Here is a 26,195-nt window from a genome sequence, read left to right on the forward strand (position 1 = left end):
CTGGCCTCGGGTCAGGACCCGGCCTTCTTCTTCGCCTTGGCCGCCTGCTTCATCTGCTGCTTGTAGGACCGGACCTGGAGAAGCGTCTCGGCGTCGGTGATGTCCGCGACCGAGCGGTGGGAGCCGTCCTCGCCGTACGCTCCGGCCGCCTCCCGCCACCCCGCCGGCCGCACCCCGAGCTGCTTGCCGAGCAGCGCCAGGAAGATCTGCGACTTCTGCGGCCCGAACCCGGGCAGTTCGTTCAACCGGCGCAGCAGCTCCGCCCCGCTCGGAGCATCCCGCCACACCGCCTCCGCCCGGCCGCCGTACCGCTCCACCAGGAACCGGCACAGCTGTTGCACCCGGCCCGCCATCGACCCCGGATACCGGTGCACCGCCGGCTTCGCCGCGAACAGCGCCGCGAACTCCTCCGGATCCTGGTTCGCGATCGTCCCCGCATCCAGCTCCGCCACCCCCATCCGCTGCGCGACCGTGTACGGCCCCGTGAACGCCAGCTCCATGGGCACCTGCTGATCCAGCAGCATCCCGATCATCAGGGCGAGCGGACTACGGCTGAGCAGCGCATCGGCATCAGCCTGCTGCGCGAGACGAAGCGTGACGGCCATGCCCCCATGATGGCGCCCGGTCAGGGCGGGGCAACTCGGCGTGCCGGTCAGGGCGGGGCAACTCAGCGTGCCCGTTAGAGCGTGCCGTTCAGTGCGTGCCGGTCAGTGCGTGCCCGCCAGCGCGCGGCAACTTGGCGTGCTGTCAGTGCGTGCGAGGGCGGGTCAGGAAGCGCCGCAGGCCCTCGGTGACCCCTGGGGTGGGGAGGGTGGCGGCGAACTGGGCGGCCTCGGTGGCCAGGGCCTCGTCGATGGGGAGGTTGAGGCCGCGGGTGACGGCGGTGAGGCAGGCGGTGACGGCGGTCGGGGCGTGCCGGATGGTGCGGTGGGCCAGGGCGTGGGCGGCCGGGAGTAGGTCGGGTGCCGGGACGACGGCGTTGACCAGGCCGAGTTCGGCGGCCCGGGCGGCGTCGACGGGGTCGCCGGTGAGGATCAGCTCCAAGGCGCGCTTGCGGCCGAGATGGCGGGGCAGGCGCTGGGAACCGCCGAACGGGGGCGGGAAGCCGAGGGTGATCTCGGGCTTGGCGAACGTTGCGCAGGCGGCGGCCAGGGCCAGGGGTGCGGCTTCGATGATTTCGCAACCGCCGCCGTAGGCGAGGCCGTTGACGGCGGCGATGACCGGCTTGGGAAAGTTCTCGATCCGCCGGGTGATCCCCTGGCCGCGTCGCACCACCTCGCGCAGCGCCCGCTCCGTGCCACCGGAGATGCTCGCGGCCAGGTCGCCGATGTCGGCGCCGGCGCTGAACGCCCGGTCGCCGGCCCCGGTCAGCACCACGGCGCGGACGGTGTCGTCGGCCTCGACCCGGTCGAGGGCGGCGTCCAGTTCGTCGATCAGGGCGTAGCTGAGAGCGTTGAGTTTCTCCGGGCGGTTGAGGGTGAGGGTGGTGATCGGGCCGTCGGTGGCGGTCAGCACCAGGGCGGTCATGTGAGGCCTTTCGGGGGCAAGGGGGCGGGAGGTCGTGGGAGCGGGGGCAGGGGTGTGCGGGGTCAGGGGTGGGGTCAGGGGCGCGCGGGGTCAGGGGTGGGGGCAGGGGTGTGCGGGGTCAGGGGCGGGGGTGTGCGGGGGCAGGGGGCAGGGGGCAGGGGGTCAGGGGCGGGGGACACCGATCGGGTTGGGGAGCGGGACCACCTGGCTGTCGATCAGATGGCGGCTGAGCGGGGCGGCCAGCTCGATGGCCCGGGTGAGGCCGGACTCACCGAGCAGCATCACCGGGTCCGCGGCCAGCCGGTCGGTGGCGGTCTCCAGCTCCCGGCGGAGGGTGCCGCCGGACTTGGTGAGCCGGCCGCCGCGGTCCAGCAGGCCGCGGGCCACCAGGCGGCGGCGGGCGCCGTCCCATTCGGCGTCGGTCCAGCCGCGGCTGCGCTGGATCAGGTCGGCCGGGACGGCGCCGGTGGCCACATGGGTGAGCCCGGCTTCCAGGCCGGTCAGGCCGGCGTGGGTCACGGCGATCACGTGGCCGTCGCCGCGGTGTTCGCGCAGCACGGTGGCGGCGAGCCAGAGCCTGCCGAGCGGGTCGGCCGGCCGGGGTACGGCGGACCAGGCGGCGGCCAGTGGCCGGCCCTCGAAGGCGCAGCCCTCGACTGCCCGTTCCAGGAGATCGACCAGTTCGTCCAGGCCGGTGCGGTCGGTGGGCAGGGTGCGGTCCAGGGCCGAGCGGACCGCGGCCAGCCGGGCGTCGAGCACCTTCTCGGGGGCGGCCTCGGTCCAGGCGGCGGGCAGCGCATAGCCGGTCTTGACGGGGGAGAAGGCGAAGAAGAGCGCGGCGGCGGCCGGACCGCCGAGGGCGCCGAGCGGTGCGATCCGGCCCGCGAAGTAGCCCCGCCACCAGCCGGTGACGCCGACGGCGCGGGCCGCCTCGGCCGGCTCCGGGGTGAAGTAGACCAGGGCGTGCAGCGGCTCGACGGCCTCCCAGAAGCGGCGGGCGAGGGTGGGGCTGGGCTGCATCGGGCGGGCACCTTTCCGGGCGGCTGTGGTTCTGGGCGGCTGCGTTTTTTGGACGACAGTGGTTCCGGACGACCGTGGTTCAGCACGGCTGCGTTGCCGGACGGCGGTGTCTTCCGGATGGCTATGTGCAGCGTGGACCTTGTGAGCCGCCTCGGGACAGTGCCAATCTGACCGAATGGACCAGGATCTGGGCTGGTGGACGCGGATCGCCCTGGACGGCTGGCAGCAGCGTCCCGGCCCGCGCTACCGGCGGATCGCCGAGGCCGCTGCGGCGGCGGTCCAGCGGCGCCTGGCGCTGCCGGGCGACCGGCTGCCCCCCGAACGCCTGCTGGCCGATGCCCTGGCGGTCAGCCGCGGCACCGTGGTCCGCGCCTACGAGCGGCTGGTCGAGAACGGCCTGGTGGAGCGGCGCCAGGGAGCCGGGACCTACGTCAGCCGGCGGCCGGCCTGGACCCGGGACCGGTCGGCGGTGCCGTCCGGCCGGGCGCCGGCGCCGGATGTCGAACTGATCGACCTCTCGCTCCCGGTACCGGCGGGCACCGGACATCTGCCCGCGGTCGGTGCGTTCCCGCCGCTGGACGGCTACGGCCACGGGGTGCACCTGGCCGGTCTGCCCGAGCTGCGGACGGCGCTGGCGGAGCAGCTGACGCACCGGCTGCGGCTGCCCACCGAGGCCGATCAGCTGATCATCACGGCGGGCAGTCAGCAGGCGCTGGCGCTGCTGGCCACCGCGCTGTCGGCACCGGGGCGGACCGTGCTCACCGGGTGCCCGACCCGCCCGGGGCTGGCCGAGCTGGTCGCGGCGCGGCAGGCGGGCGTGGTGGGCGTGCCGCTGGGCCCGGAGCAGCAGCTGGACGTGGCGGCGCTGGCCCGGGCCGGGCGGCGGACACCGTCGCCGGTGCTGTATCTGGACGCCGCGGCCCACCGACTGGCCGGCGCCCGCCGGGCCGAGCTGCTGGCGGTCGTTCGGCGGGCCTCGGGCGTGCTGATCGAGGACCTGTCGCAGGTGGGGCTGGAGGGCTTCGCGGTGGGTCTGGGCGGGGCGCAGGTGGGTTCGGAGGGCTTCCAGGTGGGGCTGGGTGGCTTCGAGGTGGGTTCGGGCGGGGCCCAGGTGGGGCCGGATGACGGGGTGCCGCTGGCCGCGCTGGACGAGGGGGTGGTGGCCGTGGGGTCGCTGTCGGCCACCTTCTGGGCCGGACTGCGGATCGGGTGGCTGCGGGCTCCCGCCCCGCTGCACGAGCGGTTGCTGCGGCTGCGGGGCCTGGCCGACCTCGCCCCGTCCGTTCCGGCGCAGCTGCTCGCTCGGGAGCTGCTGGCTGCCGCCGGCCCGGCCTGGCACCGGGAGCTCGGCCGGGCACTGCGGGAGCGCCGGGAGCTGCTGCTGCGCCTGCTCGCCGAGCAGTTGCCGGGCTGGCGGGCGCAGCCTTCGCCGGCGGGGCTGGCGCTCTGGGCCTGGCCGCCGGTCGCCGACAGCACCACCTTCGCGCACCTGGCCGCCGCCCGGTTCGGGGTGCTGGCCACCCCCGGGGCTGCGGCCTGTGCGGACGGCCGCCATCTGGCCGGTCTGCGGCTGGGTTATGCGCAGGACCCGGACACCCTGGAGGCCGCCGTGGACCGGTTGCGGGCGGCGTGGGAGGAGCACAGCCGGCAGCTGGCGGCAAGCCGCTGACCGGAGGACGTGCAGCGGTCACGGCGGTTGATCGCGTTGACCTGTCGATCACGTCGAGCTGGGGATCACCCGGTTCAACGGTCTTGCCCGGACCGGCCGCTCGCGACTCTCAAGCCTGCCACTCGGGAATTGTCATAATCTCGATATCTACCTCGCAGTATCCTCAGATGATGCTCAACAAACGGGGGGGATTGCTCACAGAGGCTTTCTGTTTATGACATTTCCGGGTTACGTTTCCTGCCGTTGCGTGGCCGAACGCCCGCCGCGCAGGAGAGGCAGTAACCATGAGCACGGAAGCCCCGAAGCGCTCAGCGGCCACGGCCGAGTCCGGTGGGAACCCGGACCAGCAGCTGAAGGCCGGACTGAAGAACCGCCACCTGTCCATGATCGCCATCGGCGGGGTGATCGGCGCCGGCCTGTTCGTGGGCTCCGGCGCCGGCATCGCCGCCACCGGTCCGGGCATCCTGCTCTCCTACGGGCTCGCCGGTGTGCTGGTGGTCCTGGTGATGCGGATGCTCGGGGAGATGGCGGCGGCCGACCCGCAGAGCGGCTCGTTCTCCGCCTACGCCGACCGGGCGCTGGGCCGCTGGGCCGGCTTCACCATCGGGTGGTTGTACTGGTTCTTCTGGGTGGTCGTGCTGGCGGTGGAGGCTACGGCAGGTGCCAAGATCCTCAACGGCTGGCTGCCCGCCGTGCCGCAGTGGGCCTTCGCACTGCTCGTGATGGCGGTGCTCACCGGGACCAACCTGTTCTCCGTCTCGTCCTACGGTGAGTTCGAGTTCTGGTTCGCCGGGATCAAGGTGGTGGCGATCGCCGCCTTCATCGTGGTCGGCGTGCTGGCGATGTTCGGCCTGCTGCCCGGCACCCATGCCGTCGGCAGTGCCAATCTGGTCGGCCACGGCGGCTTCCTGCCGCATGGTGTCGGGGCGATCTTCACCGGCATGCTCACCGTGGTCTTCGCCTTCATGGGCAGTGAGATCGTCACGCTGGCGGCGGGCGAGTCGGAGGACCCGGAGAAGGCCGTGACCAAGGCCACCAACAGCGTGATCTGGCGGATCGGCGTCTTCTACCTCGGCTCGATCTTCATCGTGGTCACCCTGCTGCCGTGGAACTCCGCCTCGGTCAAGAGCAGCCCCTACGTGGCGGTGCTGGAGCACGTCGGCATCCCGGGCGCGGCCCAGGTGATGAACGTCATCGTGCTGACCGCCGTGCTCTCCTGCCTCAACTCCGGCCTCTACACGGCCTCCCGGATGGCCTTCTCGCTCGGTCGGCGCGGTGACGCCCCGGCCGCGTTCGCCCGGGTGACTGGTCGGGGGGTGCCGCGGACCGCGATCCTGGCGTCGGTGGTCTTCGGCTTCATCGCGGTGTTCTTCAACTACACCTCGCCCAACACCGTCTTCCAGTTCCTGCTGAACTCCTCGGGCGCGGTGGCACTCTTCGTCTGGCTGGTGATCTGCTTCTCGCAGCTGCGGATGCGGCGGATCATCGAGCGCGAGGCGCCCGAGCGGCTGACCGTGCGGATGTGGCTCTACCCGTATCTGACCTGGGTGGCGATCGGCCTGATCGCCTTCGTGGTGGTCTACATGTTCACCACGCACGACGGTCGGGTGCAGATGATCCTCTCGCTGGTGGCCGCCGCGGTGGTGCTGATCGCCGCGCAGGTGGTGCAGCGGCGGCGGGAGGCCGTCGTGGCGGACAAGGCGGACGAGGTTCTGTAGCTCTGTTGTCCCGTAGGCCTGTTGGCCCTGCAGTCTTGCGTGGGCTGTGGCCGGTTGGCCCGGTGGTCCCGTAGACCGTCCGTTCTCGATCCGCCCGTGCGCGGGCTGACTTGTGGTCAGCTCCCGTACGGGCGGATCGCCTTTGCCTCCTTCAGGGCCAGCGCCCACCAGGTCAGCTGGTCCAGCATCGACTTGGCCGCGGTGGCGGCGGCCGGGTCGACGGCCTCGCCCTCGGCGTCGAACTTCTCCCAGGCCGACGCGAAGCTGACGGTGTCGCGGATGCCGACCGCGTGCAGCTCGGCGAAGACCAGGCGCAGTTGCTCGACGGCGCGCAGGCCGCCGGAGATGCCGCCGTAGCTGACGAAGCCCACCGGCTTGGCGTGCCACTCGGCGTTGTGCCAGTCGATGGCGTTCTTCAGCGGAGCCGGGAAGCTGTGGTTGTACTCCGGCGTGACCACGATGAACGCGTCGGCCGCGGCGATCCGGGGCTTCACGGCGGCGAGCAGCTCGGCGTCCGCCTCCGGCAGCGACTGGCCGAAGGCCGGGAACGTGGTGGGCAGCGGCGTCTCGACGAGGTCGATCAGGTCGAGCTCCAGCTCCGGGCGCTCGGCGGCCTGGCGGCGGATCCAGTCGGCCACGGTCGGGCCGAACCGCCCGTCCCGGGTGCTGCCGGTGATGATCGCGATGCGCAGCGGCGTGCTCATGATGGTCCCCCTCGATGGCGTGTACGTCGTATCGATCGAGATACAACGTACACGGGGACTGTGTACGTTGTCTACTGGCGATACGCTGTACGCGGCGTGAGCGCCTAGGGGTGCTGAGGCGCTGAGTGTGGAAGGCGCTGAGGGCGCTGCGGCGCTGAGGGAACTGAAGGCATTGAGTGGATCGAGGAGGTCGGTTGTGAGTCCGCGCAATCCGCGTAACGAAGCCCGTCCCGGCGGTGCCGATGAGCGGCCGGTCTCGCTCTGGGAGCGAGTCGCGCGCCCCGCACCGACCGCCCGGGTGGCGCTGACCCCGGAACGGATCGCCGTCACGGCCGTAGCCGTCGCCGACGCGGAGGGGCTGGACGCGATCACCATGCGCCGGCTCGCCGCCGAACTGGGCGTCGCGCCGATGGCCGCCTACCGGTATGTCTCCGGCAAGGGCGAGCTGCTGGACCTGATGGTCGACCTGGTGCACGGCGAGCTGGAGCTGCCGGAGGTGGAACTCGGCTGGCGCGAGGCGTTGCGGCTGCTCGCGCTGCGCAATCGGGAGCTGCTGCTCGCCCATCCGTGGCTGGTCCGCATCGCCGGGGGCGAGGGGGCGCTGGCGCTGACCCCGAACCGGCTGGCGATCGCCGAGCGGGGGCTCGCGGTGCTGGACGGGCTCGGGCTGGATGCCGACACCGCGTTGGCGATCACCCGCTCGGTGGCCACCTATGCACGAGGGATGGCCGGGAACGAGATCCTGCTCCGCGAGCTGATGACCGAGCAGAACTGGGCCAGCGGGGAGGAACTGCGCAGCGGCCTGGCGCCGCAGATGAGTTACCTGATGAGCACCGGCCGCTACCCGCTCTACAACCGGAGTCTGCTGACCCAGCGGCGGAAGGACGATGCGCTGTGGCAGTTCGAGCTCGGCTTGGAGCTACTGCTGGACGGGGTCGAGGCTCGGATGGCAGGTGGCGGCGTTCAGGGCGGCGGCGTTCAGGGTAGCGGTGACGCTGAGGGACGGTGACGGCGTCCGAGACGGTGGTGGCGGGTGGGGCGGCGATGATGTGTGGGGCGGCGATGGCGTCCGTTGACATGTGACCATGGGGAGAGGAGGCGGGCCTGGTGGTCACCCCGGTGGGCGGCTGGGCTCAGCGACCTGAAGAGTCGACTGGAGAGTCCGATGGAGAAGGTCTTCGAGATCTACATCCGCGCCACGCCCGAGCGCCTCTGGCAGGCGATCATCGACCCCGACATCCGTGCCAAGTACAACTTCGGCGCCCGGGTCAGCTCGGACTTCACTCCCGGTGCCCGCTATGAGATGACCGCCACCGCCCCCGATGGCAGCCCGGTCCCGCTCGGGGAGGGCGAGATCCTGGAGGTCGATCCACCGCGCCGGTTGGCGCAGAGCATGCAGGCGCTGTGGAGCGACGAGGTGAAGCGCGAGGGCATCTCCCGGGTCACCTGGGAGATCGAGCCGGTCGGCGATGACTCCTGCCGCTTGCTGGTCGTCCACGACCACCTGCTGGAGGGTGCGAACGACGAGCTCTACGGCGGCTGGCCGATGATCCTCTCGGGCCTGAAGACCTGGCTGGAGACCGGTGAACTGCTCACTACCCCAGGGTCGTTGCGGTACGGCAGCGGCAACTGAGGCGCCGACAACCGAGACGGCGGAACTGAGGCGGCAGATCTGAGGCGGCAGGCCTGAGGCGACGGCACTGAGGTAGCGGCCAGGTGGTGGCGATCGGCGGGGTGCGTCAGCCGCCGAGCAGGGCGTTCAGCTCCGGGTACGGGATCGCGTCGGCCACCGCGTCGTAGCTGCCCTGCGTGTAGAGCTCCTGAGCCGCGCGGCGGACCACCGCGTAGGCGCTCTCGGCCACCGCGGCACCGAGGCTGACCCGGGCCACCCCGATCCTGCCCAGCTCCGCGACCGTCGGCGCACCGGCACCGACCAGCACGTTCAGCGGCACCCACACGCCCTTGAGCAGCTCGCTCAGCTCGGCCAGGTCGGTCACCCCGGGAACGAAGACGCCGCTGGCCCCGGCCGCGACATAGGCGGCGGCGCGGTCCAGGGTCTCCTGGCGGCGGGCTGCCGCGTCCGCGCCGATGCCCCGGAGGTAGGTGTCGATCCGGGCGTTCAGATAGAGCGGGATGCCGGCGTCATCGGCCGCCGTCCGGGCCGCGGCCAGGCGTTCGGCCTGCTCGTCCACGGGGAGCAGCGGGCTGCCGCCGGCCGTGGACCTGGTGCCGTCCTCCAGGTTGACGCCGACGGCGCCGGCCGCCAGCAGGGCGGCGACGGTCTCCCCGACCCCCGCCGCGCTGTCGGCGAACCCGTTCTCGATGTCGGCCGTCACCGGCAGGTCGACGGCGGCGACCACCCGGGCGGTCAGCTCCACGGCGAGCGAGCTGCCCAACGTGCCGCCGTCCTGGGCCCCGAGCGCCCAGGCGACGCCGGCGCTGGTGGTGGCGATCGCCGGGGCACCGGATGCGGCCACGATCCGGGCGGTCGCCGCGTCCCAGGCGTTGGCCAGCGCAAGTGGCCGATCCGCGCGGTGCATGGCGTGGAAGGCGAGCGCCTTGTCGTGCTGCGTCCGAAGGGATTCGCTGATCGTCATGGCGTCAGTTCAGCAGGCACGCCTGGTGGTTGTCGCGTGAATCGGCGCCAGTTGGATGGTGGGCCAACGGATTGGTGGGCGAGTGGGCCAGTTGGTCGGCGGTGCTGCGGCGCGGTTCCTCGCGGGTGAGTTGCTTGCGGGTCAGTGGCTTGTGAGTCGGTTGCCGGTGGGTCAGTGGCTTGTGGGTCAGTTGCCTGGCGGCTTGCGAGCCTCGATCAGGAAGCGGGTGGTGGTGGCGACGAACGGACCGGCCTGGCGGAGGTGCTGGTCCAACTCGCGCAGCCGGTCCCGGTATTGGTCGACGGTGAAGCCCGGGACCATCCAGATCACCTTGCGCAGGAAGTAGATCACCGCACCGATGTCCAGGAACTCGGTGCGCAGCTTCTCGAACCGCACGTCGACCACCTCCAGGCCGACCACCTCGGCCTTCCGTCGGGCCTGCTCGGGGTCCCGGGCCTGCTTGACCTCGGCGGGCAGCGGACCGAGGAAGTACTCGACCAGCTCGAAGACGCTGGCCGGGCCCACCTGTTGGGAGAAGTAGCTGCCACCCGGGCGCAGTACCCGGGCGATCTCCGCCCACCAGGTCGTCACGGGATGCCGGCTGCTCACCAGGTCGAAGGCGTTGTCGCCGAAGGGCAGCGGCGGCTCGTCCGCGTCCACCACTACTGCGACGCCGAGGGGGTGGAGCAGCGCGGTCGCCTTGGCCACGTTCGGCGGCCAGCTCTCGGTGACCACCGTGAGTGGGGCCAGCGCAGGCAGGCCGGCCAGCACCTCGCCGCCGCCCGTCTGCAGGTCCAGCGCCGCGTTGACCCGCGCCATCCGCTCACCCAGGAGCCGCTGATAGCCCCAGGATGGACGCTGCTCGGTGGCGCGCCCGTGCAGCCAGGAGAAGTCCCAGCCCTCGACCGATACCTGCTCGGCCTCGGCGACCAGTTCGTCGAAGCTCCGTTCGTCGAAGCTCCGTTCGTTGGAGCTCCGTTCGTTGGAGCTCCGCGTGTCGAAGCTCCGCTCGCTGGAGGCCCGCTCGGTGTTGGCTTGCTCGTCGGAGGCTCGCTCGTTTCCACCGCTCATGGCATCGGAGCATGCCAGCCAGGGGGCATGATCGCCCCGAATTTAGTTCGTGGTGCCATATGCAGTGCTTCTGATAGCCAGACAGACCAGCTCTTGGACGTATGGCGCACAGGCCCGCAGGCTGGGAGGTGAGAGCCGGACCGAGCAAGCGGAGAGGGTGGAACCTGATGAAGGTGCTGATCGCGGGAGCGGGGATCGGTGGACTGACCGCGGCGCTGAGCCTGGCGGAGGCAGGGATCGAGGTGACCGTGCTGGAGAGCGTGCGCGAGATCCGCCCGCTCGGCGTCGGAATCAACCTGCAGCCGCACGCGGTACGGGAGTTGATTGAGCTGGGGCTCGGGGCGGCGCTGGCAGCCACCGGCATCGCCACCGCTGAGCACGTCTACACCGACGAGCGCGGCAGCATACTGTTCCGCGAACCGCGCGGTGCGGCTGCCGGGTACCACTGGCCGCAGTACTCGATCCATCGCGGCGAGTTGCAGCTCCTGCTGCTGGAGGCGGTGCGGGAGCGGCTGGGTCAGGCGGCGGTGCGAACCGGCACCAAGGTGGTCGACTTCAGCGTCGAGTCCGATGCCGTGCGCGTCCAGCTGGTGGATCGAGCCTCCGGTGCGCGCTCCGAGTTGACCGCTGACCTGCTGGTCGGGGCTGACGGGCTGCACTCGGCGGTGCGCGCCCGGCTGCACCCGGGCGAGGGGCCGCTGCTCTGGTCCGGGGTGCGGATGTACCGGGGGACGGCTGAGGCCGCACCATTTCTGACGGGTCGTTCGGCGGTGATCGCGCAGGGTGCCGGGGGCCTGACTTTCCTCGCCTACCCGATCTCCCAGCGGGCCGCCGAGCGAGGCCGCGCCTTGGTCAACTGGGTCTTCCAAGTGCCGGTCGCAGAGCCGGGGCCGCTGGCCGGTGAGGCCGACTGGAACAGTCCCGCCGATCCGGCCGAACTGCTCGACCGCTTGGACCAGTTCGACGGCTGGCGGGACCACTGGCTCGACCTGGCCGCGCTGATCGGCGGCGGGGGGCCGATCCTGCGGTTCCCGATGGTCGACCGCGACCCGCTGCCTTCCTGGGGCGCCGACCGGGTCACGTTGCTCGGCGACGCGGCCCATCCGATGTACCCGGTCGGGGCGAACGGCGCTTCGCAGGCGATCGTCGATGCTCGGGTGCTGGCTTACCGCCTGGCAGGCGTGGGGGAATCTGCGGCTGGTCAACTGGCTGATGTTCGCGGTGCGTTGACCGCGTATGAGCTGGAGCGGGCTGCGGCCACTGCTGCCGTGGTCGAGGCCAACCGGGTCATGCTCAGTGCCGATGGTGCCCTCAGCACGGTGACGGACGACTACCGCCGGGCGACTGGCGCCGAGGTGGAGAGGCTGAACGGCCGGGCCTCGCTGGCGCCGAGGGCTGCGCGCGGCGCGGTCTGAGTGGTGCGGGGCCCGGGAAGCGGCGTGAGTGGTGCGGGGGCCCGGGAGTGGTCTGAGGGGTGGTGGGGCCGGGGGAACCGTTTGGCAATGGCGGGCGATCGTTGGGTTACGGTGCGCCGAAGACTATGGAGTTGTCTAGCCAACTCTCGACTGACTGGTGTTCGGTCACGTAGGGTCCGGCGAGGTGGGGCTCATCCGAGGAGCCGTCAACGGTGCTGCGCTGCAGCCCGGTTACCGGACTGGAAGCTGACGATGTCGCTTGGCGTGGCGGGATTGGTGCTCTGTGCGGCGGTGCTGCACGCGACCTGGAACGCGCTGCTACGGACGCAGGCCGACCGGCTCTGGCTGGTCACGGTGATGAGCTTCGTCTCGACCGCGATCGGCCTGCCGCTCGTGATCGCCATGCCGTTGCCGCCGGCGGCCGCCTGGCCGTATCTGACGGTCTCGGCGGCGATGCAGGTGGTGTACACCCTCTTTCTGCTGCTCTGCTACCGGGTGGCGGACCTCGGCTCGGTGTATCCGGTGATCCGGGGCAGCGTGCCGCTGCTGGTCAGCCTGGGGGCGGCGCTCTTCGCCGGGGAGCGCCCGGGGTTGCCCTCTTTGCTGGGGATCGGTCTGGTGTCGTTCGGGATCATGGCGATGGTGCTCGGCCGGCAGAGCGGCGGGGCGAAGACGCTGATGCTGGCGCTGGCCACCGGCGCCATCATCGCCACCTACACGGTGCTCGACGGGGTGGGTGTGCGGCTGACGGGCAACTCGATCTCCTATGCGGCGTGGATCTTCGTGGTGTACGGCGCGCTGGTGCCGGTGGTCTATGTGGCGGCCCGGGGGCGGTTGGTGGTGCGGGGCAGGGGACCCGAGGTGCGGGTGGCGGCGCTGGCCGGCGCTGGCCAACTGGCCACCTACGCCATGGTGGTGTGGGCATACCGACTCAGTCCGCTGGGGCCGGTCTCGGCGCTACGCGAGACCAGCGTGGTGTTCGCGACGCTGATCGGGTGGCGGTTCATGGGGGAGAAGCTGACCGCCGCGCGACTCGGAGCCTGCGCGGCGATAGCCATGGGTGCCTGCTGTCTGAGCTACTTCGCGATCTGACTGGTGAACTGTTGCAGCGATGTGCCTAGTTGATGTGGCGTCGGGCTATTGGCGCGGGTGGGTGCTCGGCTACTCGGCCCGCAGGGCTCCCGCTGTGCTGGTGCGGGCCGCCCACCCGGCGGGGAGCAGAGCGCCCACGACGGCGATCACCAGGCCGCCCAGAAGGAGCGGCACCAGCACGGCCGGTTGGTAGACCGCGATGTCGGCGTGCGGCATCCGGGTACCGGCGGCGGTGCCCATGGCGGGAACCACGTAGTCGTGCAGCGCGATGCCTATCGGTACACCGATCAGGCCGGCGACCAGTCCGATGCCGGAGACCGACCAGAGCACCATGGCGACGGTCTGCCGCGGTGACATGCCCAGGGCCTTGAACACGCCCAGGTCCTGCACGCGTTCGCGAGTGTCGAGTACCACGGTGTTGAGGACACCGAGCCCGGCCACCGCGACGAGCATCAGGGTGAGCATCAGGGCCAGTGCGTCCATGGAGACGACCATGCTGTTCAATCCGGTGGAACCCGGCACCGGCGGGACCCCGTAGGGAGTCAGGGCCTCGCCCAGGGAGCCCAGGTACGCCTGCTGGTTCGTCCCCGGGGTCAGGTCGATGTCAATCTCGATGCTCTCGGGCAGGACTTTGGCGTTCAGGCCGTTGAGCGAGGCCTCATCGGTCAGGATGACCATGCCTGACTCCTGCACGCTGAAGGCCTCGCCGACGATCCGCACCTGGGCACGATGGTTGTCGTTGGCCAGGGTTAGGGTGTCGCCGACATGGGTGCCGGTCGCGGTCAGGAAGCCCGACGGGACCACTGCTTCACCGGGACCGCGGAACCAACGGCCGGACACCATCTGGTAGGCCCCCCAGGAGTAGTCGCCCTGGTAGGCGAGCACGCTGGTCTCGCCGGCTCGGCCGACCACGCTCACGCTGGTATGGCCGTAGCTGAAGATCCGTCGGGTGCCGGGTTGGGCGGTGATCAACGCCTCGATAGCTGGCACGTTGGCGATGTCCGGCTTGTGCGTCATACCAGGCATGGTGATGGCGGGCGGTGGGACAGGGTCGACCTGCACGGCACCGGGCGACTTCCGGTTCATCCCGTCCTGGACGGCATTGAGGGAGATGGTCAGCCCTGCGCCGAAGGTGACCCCGATCGCGCCCAGGACCACTGCGGCAACCATGGTCGCGGAGCGGCCGGGCCTGGCGAATGGGCCGGCCAGGCCCAGGATCGCCGGCCGAGGCAGTGGCAGCCGGCCGAGCACTTGGCGGGCCGTCCGACCGCGCCCGTTGCTCGGGGTGCGGCCCACGGTGAGCGCTTGCGTGGTGCGCAGGCGGCCAGCTCGCACGGCGGGCAGCAGGGCGGCACTGGCGACGGCGGCCAGTGCGGCGAGCGCCACGGCGATGTCCAGCCAGGGTGCGATCGTGGTGCTGCCGACCACCTGTGCCTCGTCGGCACGGTTGAGGATCGGGATGGCTGCCAGGTTGCCGAGGATCAGGCCCAGTACGGTGCCGACCACCGATGGGGCCAGGGCCAACCCCACGTATGCCCGCACGACCTGTCCCGGAGTGAAGCCCACCGCCTTGAGGATGCCGATCCGTCGGCTTGCCGAGCTGACTGCCCCGCTGACCACCACGCCGATGATCAGAACCGACATGCAGAGGCCCAGGACACCGAAGCTGACCAGGAAGGGCACGAAGGTCGCCGAGGTCTTGTCCGCCGCCAGCTTGATCGTCAGGTAGGAGTCCGCGCTGGTGAGCGAGCCTGCGGGCACGGAGGCGGTGAGCTCGTCCCGGTCGGCGGCCACCTGCTGATCGGTCGCGGCGCTGGTGAAGCGGTACAGCATCTGCTGGTCGGGCACGGTGCCGGGGTTGGCCAGGGCCGTCAGCTGGGCGGGGGAGACCCAGGCGTCCGCACTGCTGCCGACCGAGCGGGCCAGTCCGACCACCGTCAGCACCGGAGCGCCCGGTGCGTCCGAGAAGCTGAGTTGGTCACCGAGGCCCGCAATCGCCATCTGGCCGTCGTTCACCACCACCTGGCCTGGGGCGCTCGCCCAGGTGCCGGAGGTGATGGTCAGGTCGTCGACCGGCCCCCCAGGATCGGCGCGGCCCACGAACACCGCGGGCGGAGTCTGGGCGCCCACCGGCATCTGGGACTTGTTGGCCCCGAAGCGTGGGCGCAGTACCAGCGCGGGATAGGGGCCGGCGGCCGCGGTCACCCCGGAGAGGCGCGTGGTGGTGGCGAGTTGGCTGCCGGTCACCATCGAGCCGTCATACCGCACGGTGAGGTGAGCGCCGCGCTGGCCGGCGAAGGCCTGGTCGAACGGGGCCTGGGAGGCGGTGAGCAAGCCGGCCGCGAGCAGCGACGCCGTGACGGCCATCATCGTGGTCAAGGTGATCACCAGGCTCTGGAGCCGGCGGCGGCCGACCCCGGAGCGGATCACCTTCGTCAGCGCGCTCATCGGGCAACCGCCTGGACGTCGCGCTCGATCCGGCCGTCGAGCAGCTCGATCGTCCTGGTCGCGCAGGAGGCGGCGAGCGAGGTGTCATGAGTGACCAGGACGAGCGTCTGGCCACTGGCGTTGAGCTGGGCCAGCAGAGCCCGCACATCCGCGGCCGAGGCGCTGTCCAACGCTCCCGTGGGCTCGTCGGCAAGCAGCAGCTGGGGGCGGTTCATCAGCGCCCTGGCCACCGCGACCCGCTGGCGCTGCCCTCCGGACAGGCGGCCGGGGAAGGCCTTGGCGTGCTGATCGATGCCCAACTGCTCCAGTAACTCGGCTGCCCGGGCGGCGGCCTTCGCTGCCGGCATTCCGGCCAACTGTGCGGGCAGCACCACATTGTCGTGGACCGTCATGTCGTCCAGCAGGTTGAAGAACTGGAAGACCATGCCGATCCGGTCCCGGCGGTACTTCGCCAGGGCGGCCTCGCCGAGCTGATCGATGCGCATGCCGGCGACCCGGACCGTGCCCTCGCTCGGCTTGTCGAGGCCGGCGATCAGATTCAGCAGCGTCGACTTGCCGCTGCCCGAGCGCCCGAGCACCGCCAGTGCCTCACCGGCGCGAACCTCCAGGGTCAACTCGGCGAGTGCCGGGCGCCCTTCACCGTAGGTCTTGCTCACTTCGTGGATCTGAATGATCGGCGTGGACAACGGAGCCTCCGGAAAGCCGAATGAATGACGGGGATTGTTGAGCGAGGGACTGAGTGAACGTCAGTTCGTAGGCACTGCAGAGGAGTGCCGGCGCGACGGGAATGACGATGTGAGTTTCGAAGTCGATCTGACGCCGCATTGGCTTCGATGAGTTCGACAACAACGCTACGAGGCACACCGCATGCGTCGACATGGGTCTGGACGGTGTCCTGGAGGTGTATCTAGATACACCTGGTTTTGGGGGTCCACGCCCCCTGCGTCGAGCTGGTGCTGGACGCCAGACTTGATGTGAATCTTCCATCCGGAGTCCGAGGAGCGTAACCGTGAACGGCATGCGGAATGATGCAGTCGACGGGCAGCACGCCTGGTCGAGCGAGAGCGTTCGTGCTCTGGCCGGCGGGGCGGCGCTCCTCGGGCTCGCGCTGCTGGGCCTGACAACCCTGGCGGCGCCCGTCGCCCTGCTGCTCGCGAACCGGTTCATCTATCGTGATCCGGGGTCCGACTATCTAGGGCTCTGGGCGCTCACGGTCTTCTCGCTGGTGCCCTGTGCCCTGGTGGGGCTGCGTTGGGCGGTTGGGCGGCGGATCTGGGCCTCGGGGGCCGTGTTGGTCTTCCCCTCGGCCACGGCGCTTGCCGCGGTCGTGCTCTATGACAGGCGCCCGCCCGGGGCCGACCACGGTGCGGTGTGGTTGGCGCTCCCCCTGGCGCTCAACGCGGTCGTCGGTTCGCGTTGGATAGCCGAGCGTGCCAGGCGGATGTTCGGGGCCTGCACGGGGGTGCCCATAGCCTCGCCCTACCGGCTGGCGCCCGCGCCCGGCGCGGCAGTCGGCTATGCGCGGCGCGTTGCGGCACGGGCCGAGTGGCTGCTGACCGACCCGGCGACCTGGCGGGACGTGCTGTGGGTGGCACTCAACGCCGGCGTCGGTGCGGTGCTGCTGGCCGCTGCGAGCCGCTTGGTGGCCTTCGGCCTGCGGTGGCACGTCCTTGATTTCCAGCCTGGGCTGCTTGTCCTGCCGATCCTGCTGGGCGTGGCGGCACGGTTTCGGTTCGGCTGGCGCCTGTTGCGGGGCTACGGGTCGCTGACGGCGGTGGTCCTGGGACCGAGCAAGCAGTTCGAACTGGCCCAGCGCGTCGACCACTTGGCCCAGACCAGGGCAGACACGATCGACAGCGGTGCCGCCGAGATGCGTCGTATCGAGCGCGACCTGCACGACGGCGCCCAGGCCCGGCTGATCGCACTGGGCATGACGTTGAACGCGGCGGAGCAACTCTTCGAGAGCAGCCCTGATGCGGCGCGGTCGCTGCTGACCGAGGCGAAGGATTCCTCGGTCAAGGCTCTGACTGAGCTGCGTGCCCTGGTGCGTGGCATACACCCACCGGTCCTGGCGGACCGGGGACTGGCGGATGCGGTGCACGCGCTGGCGCTGGACTTGCCGCTACGGGTGCACTTCACCGGTGATCTGACGGAGCGACCGCCGGCCCCGGTGGAGTCGGCCGCCTACTTCGCGGTCAGCGAGCTGCTGGCCAACGCCACCAAACACGCCGCCGCGAGCCAGGTCTGGATCGAGGTCGGCCATACTGACGGGATGCTGCGGGTCACCGTGACCGACGACGGCAGAGGCGGGGCGGATCCGGCGCTGGGCACCGGTCTGCGCGGTGTCGAACGGCGGCTGGCAGCCTTTGACGGCGTGCTCGCCATCAGCAGTCCGTCAGGTGGCCCGACCATTGCGACACTGGAGATCCCATGCGGGTTGTCATCGCCGAAGACCTCTTCCTCCTGAGAGACGGTCTGACCAGGCTGCTCCAGGCGCACGGCATGGAGGTCGTGGCCGCCGTGGAGACCGGAGCGGAGCTGCTGACCGCGGTAACCGCCAACTCGCCGGACGTCGTGCTGGTGGATGTGCGGCTCCCGCCCACCTTCACCGACGAGGGACTGCGGGCCGTCCTGGAGGCTCGGCGGGTGGTGCCCGGGCTACCGGTCCTGGTCCTCTCCCAGTATGTCGAGCAGCTGTACGCCCGTGAACTCCTGGCTGATACGGACGGCGGCATCGGCTATCTGCTGAAGGACCGGGTGATGGACAGCGTCCAGTTCGTCGACGCGGTGCGGCGGGTGGCGGATGGCGGCACGGTGATGGATCCCGAGGTGATCTCCCGGCTGCTGACCCACAACGCCGGCAACAGCGCGATCGCCGCGCTCAGTCCGCGAGAGCGCGAGGTGCTCGGGCTGATGGCGGAGGGGCGCTCCAACGCGGCGATCGCCCAGCGCCTGGTGATCACCGAACGCGCGGTGGCCAAGCACACGGCGTCCATCTTCCTCAGGCTCGCCCTGCAGCCCTCCGACGACGACAACCGCAGAGTGCTCGCGGTGCTGGCCTACCTCAACGGGTGAGGCCGGCAAGGGACACCGGCGCACCGGGGTGCCCCGCCGGGGCGCCCCCGCGCCTGCCCCGTCACCGCACCGTCAGCACCACCTTGCCCGTCACCCGGCCGGTGTCGCCGAGGGCGTGCCCCTTGGGTGCGTCGGTCAGCGGGAAGACCGCCTCGACAACCGGGCGCAGCCGGCCCGATTCGATCAGGTCCCGGATCTCGAGCATGCCCGCCTGGTCGGCCTCGACCAGGAGCGGGGTCACCCGCACACCCAGTGCGGCGGCCTGCCCCGTCAGGTCGGCGACCCAGGAGCTCAGGGCGATGGAGACCAACTGCCCGCCGCGCTTGAGGACTCGAAGTGAGCGCTCGGCGACCTCGCCGCCCACCGTGTCGAGGACCACGTCCACCGGCTCGATCCGGGTGAAGTCCTCGGTGCGGTAGTCGATGAGCTCGTCGGCGCCGAGTGCGCGCAGCAGGCCGTGCTTGGGCGCACTCGCCGTACCGATGACCACGGCCCCGCGGGCCTTGGCGATCTGTACGGCCAGGTGCCCCACGCCACCCGCCGCGGCGTGCACCAGGACCCGCTGGCCCGGCTGCACGTCGGTGGTGTCCACCAGAGCCTGCCAAGCGGTGAGGGCGGCCAGCGGAACGGCGCCCGCCTGCACATGGTCGATCCCGGTCGGCTTGCGCACCAGGGCCCGGGCGGGAGCCACCACGTACTCGGCGAACGAGCCGTGGCCGTGCGGGTAGGGCAGCATGCCGAAGACCTCATCGCCGACCTGGTGGATGGTCACTCCGAGGCCGACCGCCTCGACCGTGCCGGAGACATCCCAACCAAGCACCAGGGGAAGCTGGTTGACCATGCCGGGGAAGCGGCGGTGCTTCCAGTCGGTGGGGTTCATCCCGGCGGCGTGCACCCGTACCAGCACCTCGGAGGGGCCGGGCTGCGGACGCTCGAGCTGGACCAGCCGCAGCACCTCGGGGCCGCCGTAGCCGTCCTGCGAGATGGCGTTCATGGGCGGTGCGCCGGCATCGACCTCGGCGCCCGGGAAGACCAGAGAAGCAAGCGCGGGCGTGGGGACGGATGCGGCGCCGGTCGGGGCGGCGTCCGCGGAAGCGGCAGGCGCAGCAGGTGTAGCAGGCGTAGCCGGGGTGGTTGTCATGCGAGCCAGCATGCGGTGGGGCTGACCTGCGCAAACAGTGGCCCGGAGGTCATCATGTGCAAGAATCGGGCCATGCGTCGAGTGGTGGTCCTGGCCCTTGAGGAGGTCATCCCGTTCGAGTTGAGCCTTGCCTCCCGGTTCCTCGGGGCCGCTGTCGATGCTGACGGCCGCCCGCTGTACTCCGTGATCACCTGTTCGCTCGACGGTCGTCCGGTCCGCACCTCGGCCGACTACGCGATCAGCGTCGAACACGATGCGAGCGCGCTGGCTGAGGCGGACATCGTGGTGATCCCGGCGGCCCGGACGTTCACCGAGTTCGTCGACCGCAGCACGCTGCCGCCCGGCGTGTCCGAGGCACTGGCGGCGCTGCGTTCCGACACCCGGATCGTGGGCATCTGCATCGCCACCTTCGTGCTCGCCGCCGCCGGTCTGCTGGACGGCAAGACCGCGACCACGCACTGGTATCACGCCGCCCGCTTCCAACACGCCTACCCCCAAGTGGACATGGCGCCCGATGTGCTCTTCGTGGACACCGGCCGGGTGCTGACGTCCGCCGGCGCCGCGGCCGGCATCGACCTGCTGCTCCACCTGGTCCGCCAGGACCACGGCAGCGCGGTGGCCAATCACGTGGCCCGCCGTTGCGTGGTCCAGCCGCAGCGCGAGGGCGGCCAGGCCCAGTACGTGGAGCGTCCCATCCCCGAGCACGCCGACGCCGGTACCGCCGCCACCCGCGCCTGGGCGTTGGAGCGGCTCCACGACCCGCTCCAACTGGCCGACCTCGCCCGTCATGCCGGAATGAGTCGACGGACCTTCACGCGCCGCTTCCGGGCCGAGGTCGGCCTCAGTCCGGCCCAGTGGCTCATCCAGCAGCGCCTCGACCTGGCGCGCCATCTGTTGGAGAGCAGCGATCTGACGATCGGTCGGATCGCCGAGCGAACCGGCTTCGGAAGCGATGTCACACTGCGCCAGCATCTACGGGCGGCCATCGGCGTCTCGCCGGGGGCGTACCGGCGCACCTTCCGAGGATGATCGAGGGCCCGGTTGCGCCGCTCCCTGGTGGCCGAGGAAGACCGACGGCCCGGCCGGTCCGCTCGATGGCGGCCGGCCGGGCCGAAGCCGGACGGTGGTGCACCCGGGCCCACCGGCCAGGGGAGTTGTCAGTGGGCCCGGGGCGCTTGGGGGCGGGACGGTCAGCTGATCAGGCCTCAGCCGCCAGCTGGGGCAGCTTGGTGGTCTCGGTCGGCTCGGTAGCGGCTGAGGTGGTGAGCGTTGCCGATGCGGCGAGCGTTGCCGATGCGGCCAGCGTTGTCGAGGAGGTCAGCGTCGCCGGGCTGTCCGGATTGGCTGCGGCCTGCTCGGCGTCGTCGCCCGTACCGGGCTCGGCTGCCGCGGTGGCCGGCTTGGCCGCCTTGCCCTGGCCGGCGACCATCGCGCCGAGGGCGAGCACCAGGCCGAGCACCTGCCAGCCGGTCAGGGTCTGGTTCAGCACCAGGATCCCGCCCACGGTCGCCACCAGCGGGTTGATCAGGCCGAGGAACGAGGCCGGTCCGGCGCCCAGCTTCTGGATGCCGCGGAACCAGAGGAAGTAGGCCAGGGCGGTGCCGATCAGGACGAGGTAGGCGAAGCCGATCACGTTGCGCCCGGTCAGCGCCGGCGGCATGCCCTCGGTGAAGGCGGCCAGCGGCGCCAGGAAGATGCCGCCGACGGTCAGCTGCCACGCCGTCATGTCGACCAGGGTGACCCCCTCAGGGCGTCCCCAGCGCCGGGTGAGCACGGTGCCCACCGACATCAGCACGGTCGCGGCGACCATGGCGATGATGCCCGTGGTGTCGAGCTTCGCCCCCGCCTTGAGGACCAGCAACGCGACGCCTGCGGCGCCGATCACACCGGCCATGATCGGCCGTAGTCCGGGCCGCACGCCGAGCAGGCCTATCGAGAACCCGGTGACCAGCAGCGGCTGCAGTGCCCCGATGGTCGCCGCCACGCCACCGGGCAGGTGGTAGGCGCCGATGAAGATCAGGGGGGAGAAGAACCCGATGTTGAGCATCCCCAGCACGATCGCCCGCCACCACCAGATGCCCTTGGGCAGCTTGCGGCCCAGTGCCAGCAGCAGCAGACCGGCCGGCAGCACCCGGATCGCGGCCGCCAGCATCGGGCGGCCCTCGGGCAGCATCTGGGTGGTCACCAGATAGGTGGTCCCCCAGGACGCCGGCGCCACCGCCGCCGCGGCGGCAATCCCGGCCCGACCGACCCAGCCGCCACCCCGCCCGGCCGATCCGTTCAGTCCGTTCACGCGCTCCCCACCCATGATCCTGCCGCCTCTCAGCGTTGACTATCTGAACGTTGAGATATTTCTACGCCGCGGGGCTCGTCTCGTCAAGTCTCTGAACGTTGAGATAATGAAGGCCGGGTACGAGTCCCTCAAGCACCGGTACGAGTCCCGCAGGCAAGGGCCAGGACACCTCAGGAGGCAGGCCATGGAGCAGCAGCGCGACGCCGTTGACGACATCGTCGACCAGTGGGCCAAGGAGCGCCCCGAGCTCGACACCACGTCCATGGCCCTGGTCGGGCGACTCAACCGGTTCCAGAGTCATGCCGATCTGGTGCTTCGTGAGTACTTCGCCCAACACGGCCTGGACTTCTCCGAGTTCGACGTGCTGGCCACGCTGCGCCGGTCGGGCGAGCCGTTCGAGCTGAACGCCCGGGCGCTGCTCAAGTCGGCCATGGTCACCTCGGGTGCGATCACCAACCGGGTGGACCGGCTGTCCGCCAAGGGCCTGGTCGAGCGCCGGCAGAGCACCACCGACCGGCGCGCCGTGCTGATCAGGCTCACGCCGGCCGGCCGGGAGCTGATCGACCGGATCGTGGAGGGGCACATTGCCAACGAACGGGAGCTGGTCGCGGCACTCAGCCCCGAAGAGCAGACGCAGCTCGACGGCCTGCTGCGCAAGCTGCTGGCTGCCCGGGGTGACACCGCGCTCGACGCCCGCTGACTCATCGCACTCGCTGACTCGTCACGCTCACTGAACCGAGACACTCGCTGACTCGTCGCGCCCACTGAACCGCAGCGTCCGCTGACGCGGGAGCGCCGCATGACCCCTGGTCGGCGGCTCCTGCCCTGTGATCGACTTGGACCCGTGAACGCCATCCTGACGAGCCTGATCGCGGTCCTCGGCACCCTGCTGGGCTCGACCGCCACCCACGTGTTCCAGCAGCGCACCACGCGCCGTGCCGAACTCCAGGCCCGCCAGGAGCGGTTGCGGCGCGAGCGGTTGGACGCGTACAGCGGGTATGCCGGGCTGCTGGTGCTCTTCCGGCAGGCCATGCTGCACCACTGGTTCTGCGTGCACGAGGACACGGACGCCGAGGAAGAGGTGGGGCTGCGCCAGCGCTCCTTCGAAGTCCGGTCCCAGGCCCAGCATGCCCTGTTCCAGGTGCAGTTGATCACCGATGACGGGCCGCTGGCGGACCTCGCCGCCGAGGCGTTCCGGCAGGTCGGGAAGATCGACAAGGCTCGCGACCGGAAGGACGTGACTGAACGGCGCGACCTGACTCAGGTGTTGATCGGCGACTTCGTCAATGTGGCCCGCCAGTACGTGGGTTCCACGCCGTAGGAACAGCGTCAGGAGGCCGGATCCGCCAAGTCCGGTGGCAGCACCCGGCAGAGCGCGTCCAGAGCGGCGCGCCAGGCGTGGTCGGGCGGGGTGGCGTAGCCGACTACCAGGCCGTCGGGGGCCGGCCCGGCCGCGGCCGGGTGGCGGAACGGGGCCAGGCCGTCGAGTGCGACCCCCTGCCAGGCGGCGGCCTTGAGGGCGGACCGCTCGGTGCCGGGCGGCAGGCGCAGCACGGCGTGCAGGCCGGCCGCGATCCCGCTGACCGCGATGTGCGGGGCCTGCGCGGCCAGGGCGGCCACCAGTTGGTCGCGGCGCTGCCGATAGCGCTGCCGCATCCGGCGCAGGTGGCGGTCGTAGGCGCCGGAGTCCAGGAATGCGGCGAGGGTCAACTGGTCGACCACGCTGGTGAATCCCTCGCGTTCACCCTTCCCGGCCAGCACCGGATCCACCAGGTGGGCCGGCAGCACCAGCCAGCCGATCCGCAGCGCGGGGGAGAGGCTCTTGCTCACCGAGCCCAGATAGATCACCCGTTCCGGGTCCAACCCCTGTAGTGCGCCCACGGGTTGGCGGTCGTACCGGAAGTCGCCGTCGTAGTCGTCCTCCAGTACCACGGTGCCCCGGGCCCGCGCCCAGTCGACGGCGGCCACCCGGCGCTCCGGGTGCAGCGGTCCGCCGGTGGGGAACTGGTGCGCCGGGGTGAGCAACACCGCACGGACGTCGCGCAGGGATCCCAACACGGCGGTGTCGGCGCCGTGTTCGTCCACTGGCAGTGGCCGGGTCGGCACGCCGGCGGTGGTCAGCAGCTCGCGGTGGAACGGCAGGCCGTAGGACTCCACCGCAAGTGGCCCGCGCAGCACCGCACCGCCGGTGAACAGCAACCGCAGCCCGGCGGCGAACCCGGCGGTCACCACGATCCGCTCCGGCTCCGTGCGCACCCCGCGGGCCCGGGCCAGATACTCGGCCAGTGCGCGGCGCAGCTCGATCCGGCCGCGCGGATCACCCGGGCCGAACGCCTCGTTGGGCGCGGCGCCCAGAGCCCGCCGGGTGGCGGCCAGCCAGGCGGTGCGCGGGAACGCGGCGGCGTCCGGCTGGCCCTGGGTCAGATCGTGCACGGGTGCCCGACCGGTGACCCGTCGCGGTACCCGCACGGCGTCCGGCGTTCCCACCCGATCGGCGACCCGGGTGCCGGACCCCTGGCGTGCCGTCAACCAGCCCTCCGCCACCAGCTCGGCATAGGCCTCGGCCACCGTGTTGCGGGCCAGCCCGAGGTCGGCCGCCAGCGACCGGTACGGCGGCAGCCGACTGCCCGGCGCCAGCCGCCCGTCCCGCACCGCGTCCCGCAGCGCCCGGGTCAGCGCAGCCCGCCGACTGCCGGTCGCGGCCGGCTCAAGATGAAGGTCACTGCCGATCCGCTGCCCCGAATTGACCCACGATTCACTCATGGAATTGCACCCTATGCGAGGTCGATCAACCCCGTAGCTTCGTAGCCATGACGAACACGACGAGCACCATGGACACCACGAACACCACGAGCCACACCGGTACCCCTCGAATCAACTTCGCCCAGCTCGCCCCCAAGGCCTTCAAGGCGCAGATCGGCTTTGACGCCGCCGCCCGCGAGGGGCTGGACCCGGCCCTGATCGAACTGGTCCTGATCCGCTGCTCCCAACTCAACGGCTGCTCCTACTGCCTGCACATGCACACCTCCGACGCGCGCAAGGCGGGCGAGAGCGAGGAGCGCCTGCACATGGTCTCGGTCTGGCGCGACGCCGCCCACTTCTTCACCCCCGCCGAGCAGGCCGCCCTGGCCCTGGCCGAGGCCGTCACCCGGATCTCGGACGGCGTCCCGGACGACGTCTACGCCCGCGCCGCCGAGCACTTCGACGAGACCCGCCTGGCCAACCTGATCGCTCTGATCCTCGCCATCAACACCTGGAACCGCATCGCCATCACCACCGCCAAGCTCGCGGGCACCGACGAGCGGGCGTGACGAGCGGGGGTGAGCCGTCACGAGTCCGACCCCTCCAGCCCGTCCGACCCCTCCGGCCCGTCCGACCCTTCTGCTTCCTCTACCCCCTCCACCCCCTCCCGCGCCGCGCGGTGGAAGCGGTCGGCCCAGTCCCGGAGGTGGGGGAGCAGGGCGGGCGGGTGCAGAACGCGGAAGTCGGTGCCGAGGACCCCGAGGGCCATGCACGCCCAGTCCAGGCTGTCGGCGGTCATCCGGATCCGGCAGTGCCCGGCGTCCACGTCCTCGATGGTGCACCAGTGGCCGATCAGTCGCTGGGCGGTGGCGGCCGGCATATCGGCGAGCACTTCGACGCGGTGGGGCTGGACGTAGAAGCGCCGGCTGGCGCGGACGAACTCGGCGGCGTCGGCTGCGGGCAGCTCGCGGGGGCGGAACCGGGTGCCGGCGCCCTGCGGGTCGGTGAGCCGGTCGACCCGGAAGCTGCGCCAGTCGTGCCGGACGAGGTCATAGGCGACCAGGTACCAGCGGTGGTCGAGGCAGACCAGCCGGTGGGGTTCGACGTGCCGCTCGGTGCGCCGGCCGTCGGCGGCCGCGTAGCCGAAGCGGAGCTGCTCGTCATCGCGGCAGGCCAGCGCGACCACGGTGAGCGCGCCGGGGTCGACGCCCGCCTGACCGGCCGCGGTGCCCCAGCCGGTCGGCACGGTCATGGTGCGCAGGGCCTCCACCCGGTGCCGCAGTCGGGCGGGCATCACCTGGACCACCTTGGCCAGCACCCGCACCGAGGACTCGGCCAGGCCGGCCACCGCTCCCTCCGCGGCGGCCTGGAGCCCGACGGCGAGCGCGACGGCCTCGTCGTCGTCGATCACCAGTGGTGGCAGCGCCGCGCCGGCGGCGAGCTGGTAGCCGCCGTCCACGCCGCGCTGCGCCTCCACCGGGTAGCCGAGTTCGCGCAGCCGGTCGATGTCCCGGCGCAGGGTACGCACCGAGACGCCCAGCCGTTCGGCCAGGTCGGTGCCGGGCCAGTAGCGGTGGGTCTGCAGTAGGGAGAGCAGTCTCAGGGTTCGGGTACTGGTGTTCGCCACGCCGGAGATTCTCCTCCCGACCATCTCGATTAAGGACGGAAACTGACCGCTATGGC

24 protein-coding genes are annotated in these 26,195 nt (G+C 71.2%); 12 read left to right on the forward strand and 12 right to left on the reverse strand.

The features are described from left to right. Positions 1-11 precede the first annotated feature (11 nt). The 3 genes from P3T35_RS00745 to P3T35_RS00755 form a co-directional block, all read right to left on the reverse strand. On the reverse strand, positions 12-605 hold the full coding sequence (locus tag P3T35_RS00745) for an HhH-GPD-type base excision DNA repair protein (protein WP_101380884.1): 594 nt from the start codon (positions 603-605) through the stop codon (positions 12-14). A gap of 142 nt (positions 606-747) precedes the next feature. After that, the gene (locus P3T35_RS00750) at positions 748-1,527 is read right to left on the reverse strand and encodes a crotonase/enoyl-CoA hydratase family protein (RefSeq protein WP_101380885.1); all 780 of its coding nucleotides are present in this window, start codon (positions 1,525-1,527) and stop codon (positions 748-750) included. 162 nt (positions 1,528-1,689) lie between these two features. Continuing rightward, positions 1,690-2,547, reverse strand: a complete 858-nt coding sequence (locus tag P3T35_RS00755; protein WP_101380886.1) for a hypothetical protein — start codon at positions 2,545-2,547, stop codon at positions 1,690-1,692. A gap of 175 nt (positions 2,548-2,722) precedes the next feature. Here P3T35_RS00755 and P3T35_RS00760 point away from each other — a divergent pair, with 175 nt between their 5' ends. Next, positions 2,723-4,216, forward strand: a complete 1,494-nt coding sequence (locus P3T35_RS00760) for a PLP-dependent aminotransferase family protein (RefSeq protein ID WP_101380887.1) — start codon at positions 2,723-2,725, stop codon at positions 4,214-4,216. Between the two features lie 284 nt (positions 4,217-4,500). Next, a complete protein-coding gene (locus P3T35_RS00765; RefSeq protein ID WP_101380888.1) occupies positions 4,501-5,934 on the forward strand; it encodes an amino acid permease in 1,434 nt (477 codons plus the stop codon). Positions 5,935-6,050: 116 nt separating this feature from the next. Here the strand turns inward: P3T35_RS00765 and P3T35_RS00770 are convergent, their stop codons facing one another. Further along, the gene (locus tag P3T35_RS00770; RefSeq protein WP_101380889.1) at positions 6,051-6,638 is read right to left on the reverse strand and encodes an NAD(P)H-dependent oxidoreductase; all 588 of its coding nucleotides are present in this window, start codon (positions 6,636-6,638) and stop codon (positions 6,051-6,053) included. Between the two features lie 196 nt (positions 6,639-6,834). Here P3T35_RS00770 and P3T35_RS00775 point away from each other — a divergent pair, with 196 nt between their 5' ends. After that, a complete protein-coding gene (locus tag P3T35_RS00775) occupies positions 6,835-7,647 on the forward strand; it encodes a TetR/AcrR family transcriptional regulator C-terminal domain-containing protein (RefSeq protein WP_101380890.1) in 813 nt (270 codons plus the stop codon). A gap of 156 nt (positions 7,648-7,803) precedes the next feature. Continuing rightward, positions 7,804-8,271, forward strand: a complete 468-nt coding sequence (locus tag P3T35_RS00780) for an SRPBCC family protein (protein WP_101380891.1) — start codon at positions 7,804-7,806, stop codon at positions 8,269-8,271. A gap of 106 nt (positions 8,272-8,377) precedes the next feature. Here P3T35_RS00780 and P3T35_RS00785 read toward each other — a convergent pair whose 3' ends face one another. Both P3T35_RS00785 and P3T35_RS00790 read right to left on the reverse strand, forming a co-directional pair. Continuing rightward, positions 8,378-9,235, reverse strand: a complete 858-nt coding sequence (locus P3T35_RS00785) for an isocitrate lyase/phosphoenolpyruvate mutase family protein (RefSeq protein WP_101380892.1) — start codon at positions 9,233-9,235, stop codon at positions 8,378-8,380. 186 nt (positions 9,236-9,421) lie between these two features. Further along, entirely contained in the window at positions 9,422-10,306 is an 885-nt protein-coding gene (locus tag P3T35_RS00790; protein ID WP_101380893.1) for a class I SAM-dependent methyltransferase, read from the reverse strand. Between the two features lie 167 nt (positions 10,307-10,473). On the opposite strand from P3T35_RS00790, the gene P3T35_RS00795 reads away from it, so the two are divergent. Beyond that, complete coding sequence (locus P3T35_RS00795) at positions 10,474-11,721, forward strand: FAD-dependent monooxygenase (protein ID WP_101380894.1); 1,248 nt, start codon at positions 10,474-10,476, stop codon at positions 11,719-11,721. 252 nt (positions 11,722-11,973) lie between these two features. Then, entirely contained in the window at positions 11,974-12,813 is an 840-nt protein-coding gene (locus P3T35_RS00800; protein WP_101380895.1) for a DMT family transporter, read from the forward strand. A gap of 69 nt (positions 12,814-12,882) precedes the next feature. Here P3T35_RS00800 and P3T35_RS00805 read toward each other — a convergent pair whose 3' ends face one another. Both P3T35_RS00805 and P3T35_RS00810 read right to left on the reverse strand, forming a co-directional pair. Further along, positions 12,883-15,261 carry an FtsX-like permease family protein gene (locus P3T35_RS00805; RefSeq protein ID WP_280703953.1) on the reverse strand — a complete coding sequence of 793 codons (2,379 nt, stop codon included), beginning with the start codon at positions 15,259-15,261 and terminating at the stop codon, positions 12,883-12,885. Next, entirely contained in the window at positions 15,258-15,947 is a 690-nt protein-coding gene (locus tag P3T35_RS00810; RefSeq protein WP_101380896.1) for an ABC transporter ATP-binding protein, read from the reverse strand. The genes P3T35_RS00805 and P3T35_RS00810 overlap by 4 nt, the downstream gene beginning before the upstream one ends. A 332-nt stretch (positions 15,948-16,279) precedes the next feature. Between P3T35_RS00810 and P3T35_RS00815 the strand changes: the two genes are divergently transcribed. Continuing rightward, a complete protein-coding gene (locus P3T35_RS00815) occupies positions 16,280-17,728 on the forward strand; it encodes a sensor histidine kinase (RefSeq protein WP_218976689.1) in 1,449 nt (482 codons plus the stop codon). Beyond that, positions 17,692-18,336, forward strand: coding sequence for a response regulator transcription factor (locus P3T35_RS00820; RefSeq protein ID WP_101380897.1), 645 nt, complete (start codon positions 17,692-17,694; stop codon positions 18,334-18,336). Before P3T35_RS00815 ends, P3T35_RS00820 begins: the two co-directional genes overlap by 37 nt. A 61-nt stretch (positions 18,337-18,397) precedes the next feature. Here the strand turns inward: P3T35_RS00820 and P3T35_RS00825 are convergent, their stop codons facing one another. Then, positions 18,398-19,330: an NADP-dependent oxidoreductase gene (locus P3T35_RS00825; RefSeq protein ID WP_101380898.1), complete on the reverse strand. Its 933-nt coding sequence runs from the start codon at positions 19,328-19,330 to the stop codon at positions 18,398-18,400. Between the two features lie 219 nt (positions 19,331-19,549). Between P3T35_RS00825 and P3T35_RS00830 the strand changes: the two genes are divergently transcribed. Then, positions 19,550-20,506, forward strand: coding sequence for a helix-turn-helix domain-containing protein (locus P3T35_RS00830; protein ID WP_101380899.1), 957 nt, complete (start codon positions 19,550-19,552; stop codon positions 20,504-20,506). Positions 20,507-20,675: 169 nt separating this feature from the next. Here P3T35_RS00830 and P3T35_RS00835 read toward each other — a convergent pair whose 3' ends face one another. Beyond that, complete coding sequence (locus P3T35_RS00835) at positions 20,676-21,770, reverse strand: EamA family transporter (RefSeq protein ID WP_280703954.1); 1,095 nt, start codon at positions 21,768-21,770, stop codon at positions 20,676-20,678. A gap of 184 nt (positions 21,771-21,954) precedes the next feature. On the opposite strand from P3T35_RS00835, the gene P3T35_RS00840 reads away from it, so the two are divergent. Both P3T35_RS00840 and P3T35_RS00845 read left to right on the forward strand, forming a co-directional pair. Further along, a complete protein-coding gene (locus P3T35_RS00840) occupies positions 21,955-22,470 on the forward strand; it encodes a MarR family transcriptional regulator (RefSeq protein ID WP_101380900.1) in 516 nt (171 codons plus the stop codon). A 144-nt stretch (positions 22,471-22,614) separates the two neighbouring features. Continuing rightward, positions 22,615-23,091 (forward strand): hypothetical protein, encoded by a 477-nt coding sequence (locus P3T35_RS00845; protein WP_101380901.1) that lies wholly within the window; start codon positions 22,615-22,617, stop codon positions 23,089-23,091. A gap of 8 nt (positions 23,092-23,099) precedes the next feature. Here the strand turns inward: P3T35_RS00845 and P3T35_RS00850 are convergent, their stop codons facing one another. Further along, positions 23,100-24,533 (reverse strand): PLP-dependent aminotransferase family protein, encoded by a 1,434-nt coding sequence (locus P3T35_RS00850; RefSeq protein ID WP_101380902.1) that lies wholly within the window; start codon positions 24,531-24,533, stop codon positions 23,100-23,102. 47 nt (positions 24,534-24,580) lie between these two features. On the opposite strand from P3T35_RS00850, the gene P3T35_RS00855 reads away from it, so the two are divergent. Further along, positions 24,581-25,081 (forward strand): carboxymuconolactone decarboxylase family protein, encoded by a 501-nt coding sequence (locus P3T35_RS00855; protein ID WP_280703955.1) that lies wholly within the window; start codon positions 24,581-24,583, stop codon positions 25,079-25,081. A 17-nt stretch (positions 25,082-25,098) separates the two neighbouring features. Here P3T35_RS00855 and P3T35_RS00860 read toward each other — a convergent pair whose 3' ends face one another. After that, on the reverse strand, positions 25,099-26,139 hold the full coding sequence (locus P3T35_RS00860) for a YafY family protein (protein WP_101380904.1): 1,041 nt from the start codon (positions 26,137-26,139) through the stop codon (positions 25,099-25,101). Between the last annotated feature and the right edge of the window lie 56 nt (positions 26,140-26,195).

Origin of the sequence: Kitasatospora sp. GP30, from assembly GCF_029892145.1 — a bacterium.
Taxonomy (GTDB): Bacteria; Actinomycetota; Actinomycetes; order Streptomycetales; family Streptomycetaceae; genus Kitasatospora; species Kitasatospora acidiphila.

What these genes read in the sequence shown, in the direction of transcription:
- P3T35_RS00800 (WP_101380895.1), top strand. Translation starts at nt 11,974, where the DNA reads ATGTCGCTTGGCGTGGCGGGATTGGTGCTCTGTGCGGCGGTGCTGCAC.
- P3T35_RS00755 (WP_101380886.1), bottom strand. Translation starts at nt 2,547, where the DNA reads ATGCAGCCCAGCCCCACCCTCGCCCGCCGCTTCTGGGAGGCCGTCGAG.
- P3T35_RS00795 (WP_101380894.1), top strand. Translation starts at nt 10,474, where the DNA reads ATGAAGGTGCTGATCGCGGGAGCGGGGATCGGTGGACTGACCGCGGCG.
- P3T35_RS00855 (WP_280703955.1), top strand. Translation starts at nt 24,581, where the DNA reads ATGACGAACACGACGAGCACCATGGACACCACGAACACCACGAGCCAC.
- P3T35_RS00745 (WP_101380884.1), bottom strand. Translation starts at nt 605, where the DNA reads ATGGCCGTCACGCTTCGTCTCGCGCAGCAGGCTGATGCCGATGCGCTG.
- P3T35_RS00785 (WP_101380892.1), bottom strand. Translation starts at nt 9,235, where the DNA reads ATGACGATCAGCGAATCCCTTCGGACGCAGCACGACAAGGCGCTCGCC.
- P3T35_RS00760 (WP_101380887.1), top strand. Translation starts at nt 2,723, where the DNA reads ATGGACCAGGATCTGGGCTGGTGGACGCGGATCGCCCTGGACGGCTGG.
- P3T35_RS00830 (WP_101380899.1), top strand. Translation starts at nt 19,550, where the DNA reads ATGCGTCGAGTGGTGGTCCTGGCCCTTGAGGAGGTCATCCCGTTCGAG.
- P3T35_RS00790 (WP_101380893.1), bottom strand. Translation starts at nt 10,306, where the DNA reads ATGAGCGGTGGAAACGAGCGAGCCTCCGACGAGCAAGCCAACACCGAG.
- P3T35_RS00765 (WP_101380888.1), top strand. Translation starts at nt 4,501, where the DNA reads ATGAGCACGGAAGCCCCGAAGCGCTCAGCGGCCACGGCCGAGTCCGGT.
- P3T35_RS00815 (WP_218976689.1), top strand. Translation starts at nt 16,280, where the DNA reads ATGCGGAATGATGCAGTCGACGGGCAGCACGCCTGGTCGAGCGAGAGC.
- P3T35_RS00825 (WP_101380898.1), bottom strand. Translation starts at nt 19,330, where the DNA reads ATGAACGCCATCTCGCAGGACGGCTACGGCGGCCCCGAGGTGCTGCGG.
- P3T35_RS00805 (WP_280703953.1), bottom strand. Translation starts at nt 15,261, where the DNA reads ATGAGCGCGCTGACGAAGGTGATCCGCTCCGGGGTCGGCCGCCGCCGG.
- P3T35_RS00840 (WP_101380900.1), top strand. Translation starts at nt 21,955, where the DNA reads ATGGAGCAGCAGCGCGACGCCGTTGACGACATCGTCGACCAGTGGGCC.
- P3T35_RS00770 (WP_101380889.1), bottom strand. Translation starts at nt 6,638, where the DNA reads ATGAGCACGCCGCTGCGCATCGCGATCATCACCGGCAGCACCCGGGAC.
- P3T35_RS00820 (WP_101380897.1), top strand. Translation starts at nt 17,692, where the DNA reads ATGCGGGTTGTCATCGCCGAAGACCTCTTCCTCCTGAGAGACGGTCTG.
- P3T35_RS00750 (WP_101380885.1), bottom strand. Translation starts at nt 1,527, where the DNA reads ATGACCGCCCTGGTGCTGACCGCCACCGACGGCCCGATCACCACCCTC.
- P3T35_RS00850 (WP_101380902.1), bottom strand. Translation starts at nt 24,533, where the DNA reads ATGAGTGAATCGTGGGTCAATTCGGGGCAGCGGATCGGCAGTGACCTT.
- P3T35_RS00780 (WP_101380891.1), top strand. Translation starts at nt 7,804, where the DNA reads ATGGAGAAGGTCTTCGAGATCTACATCCGCGCCACGCCCGAGCGCCTC.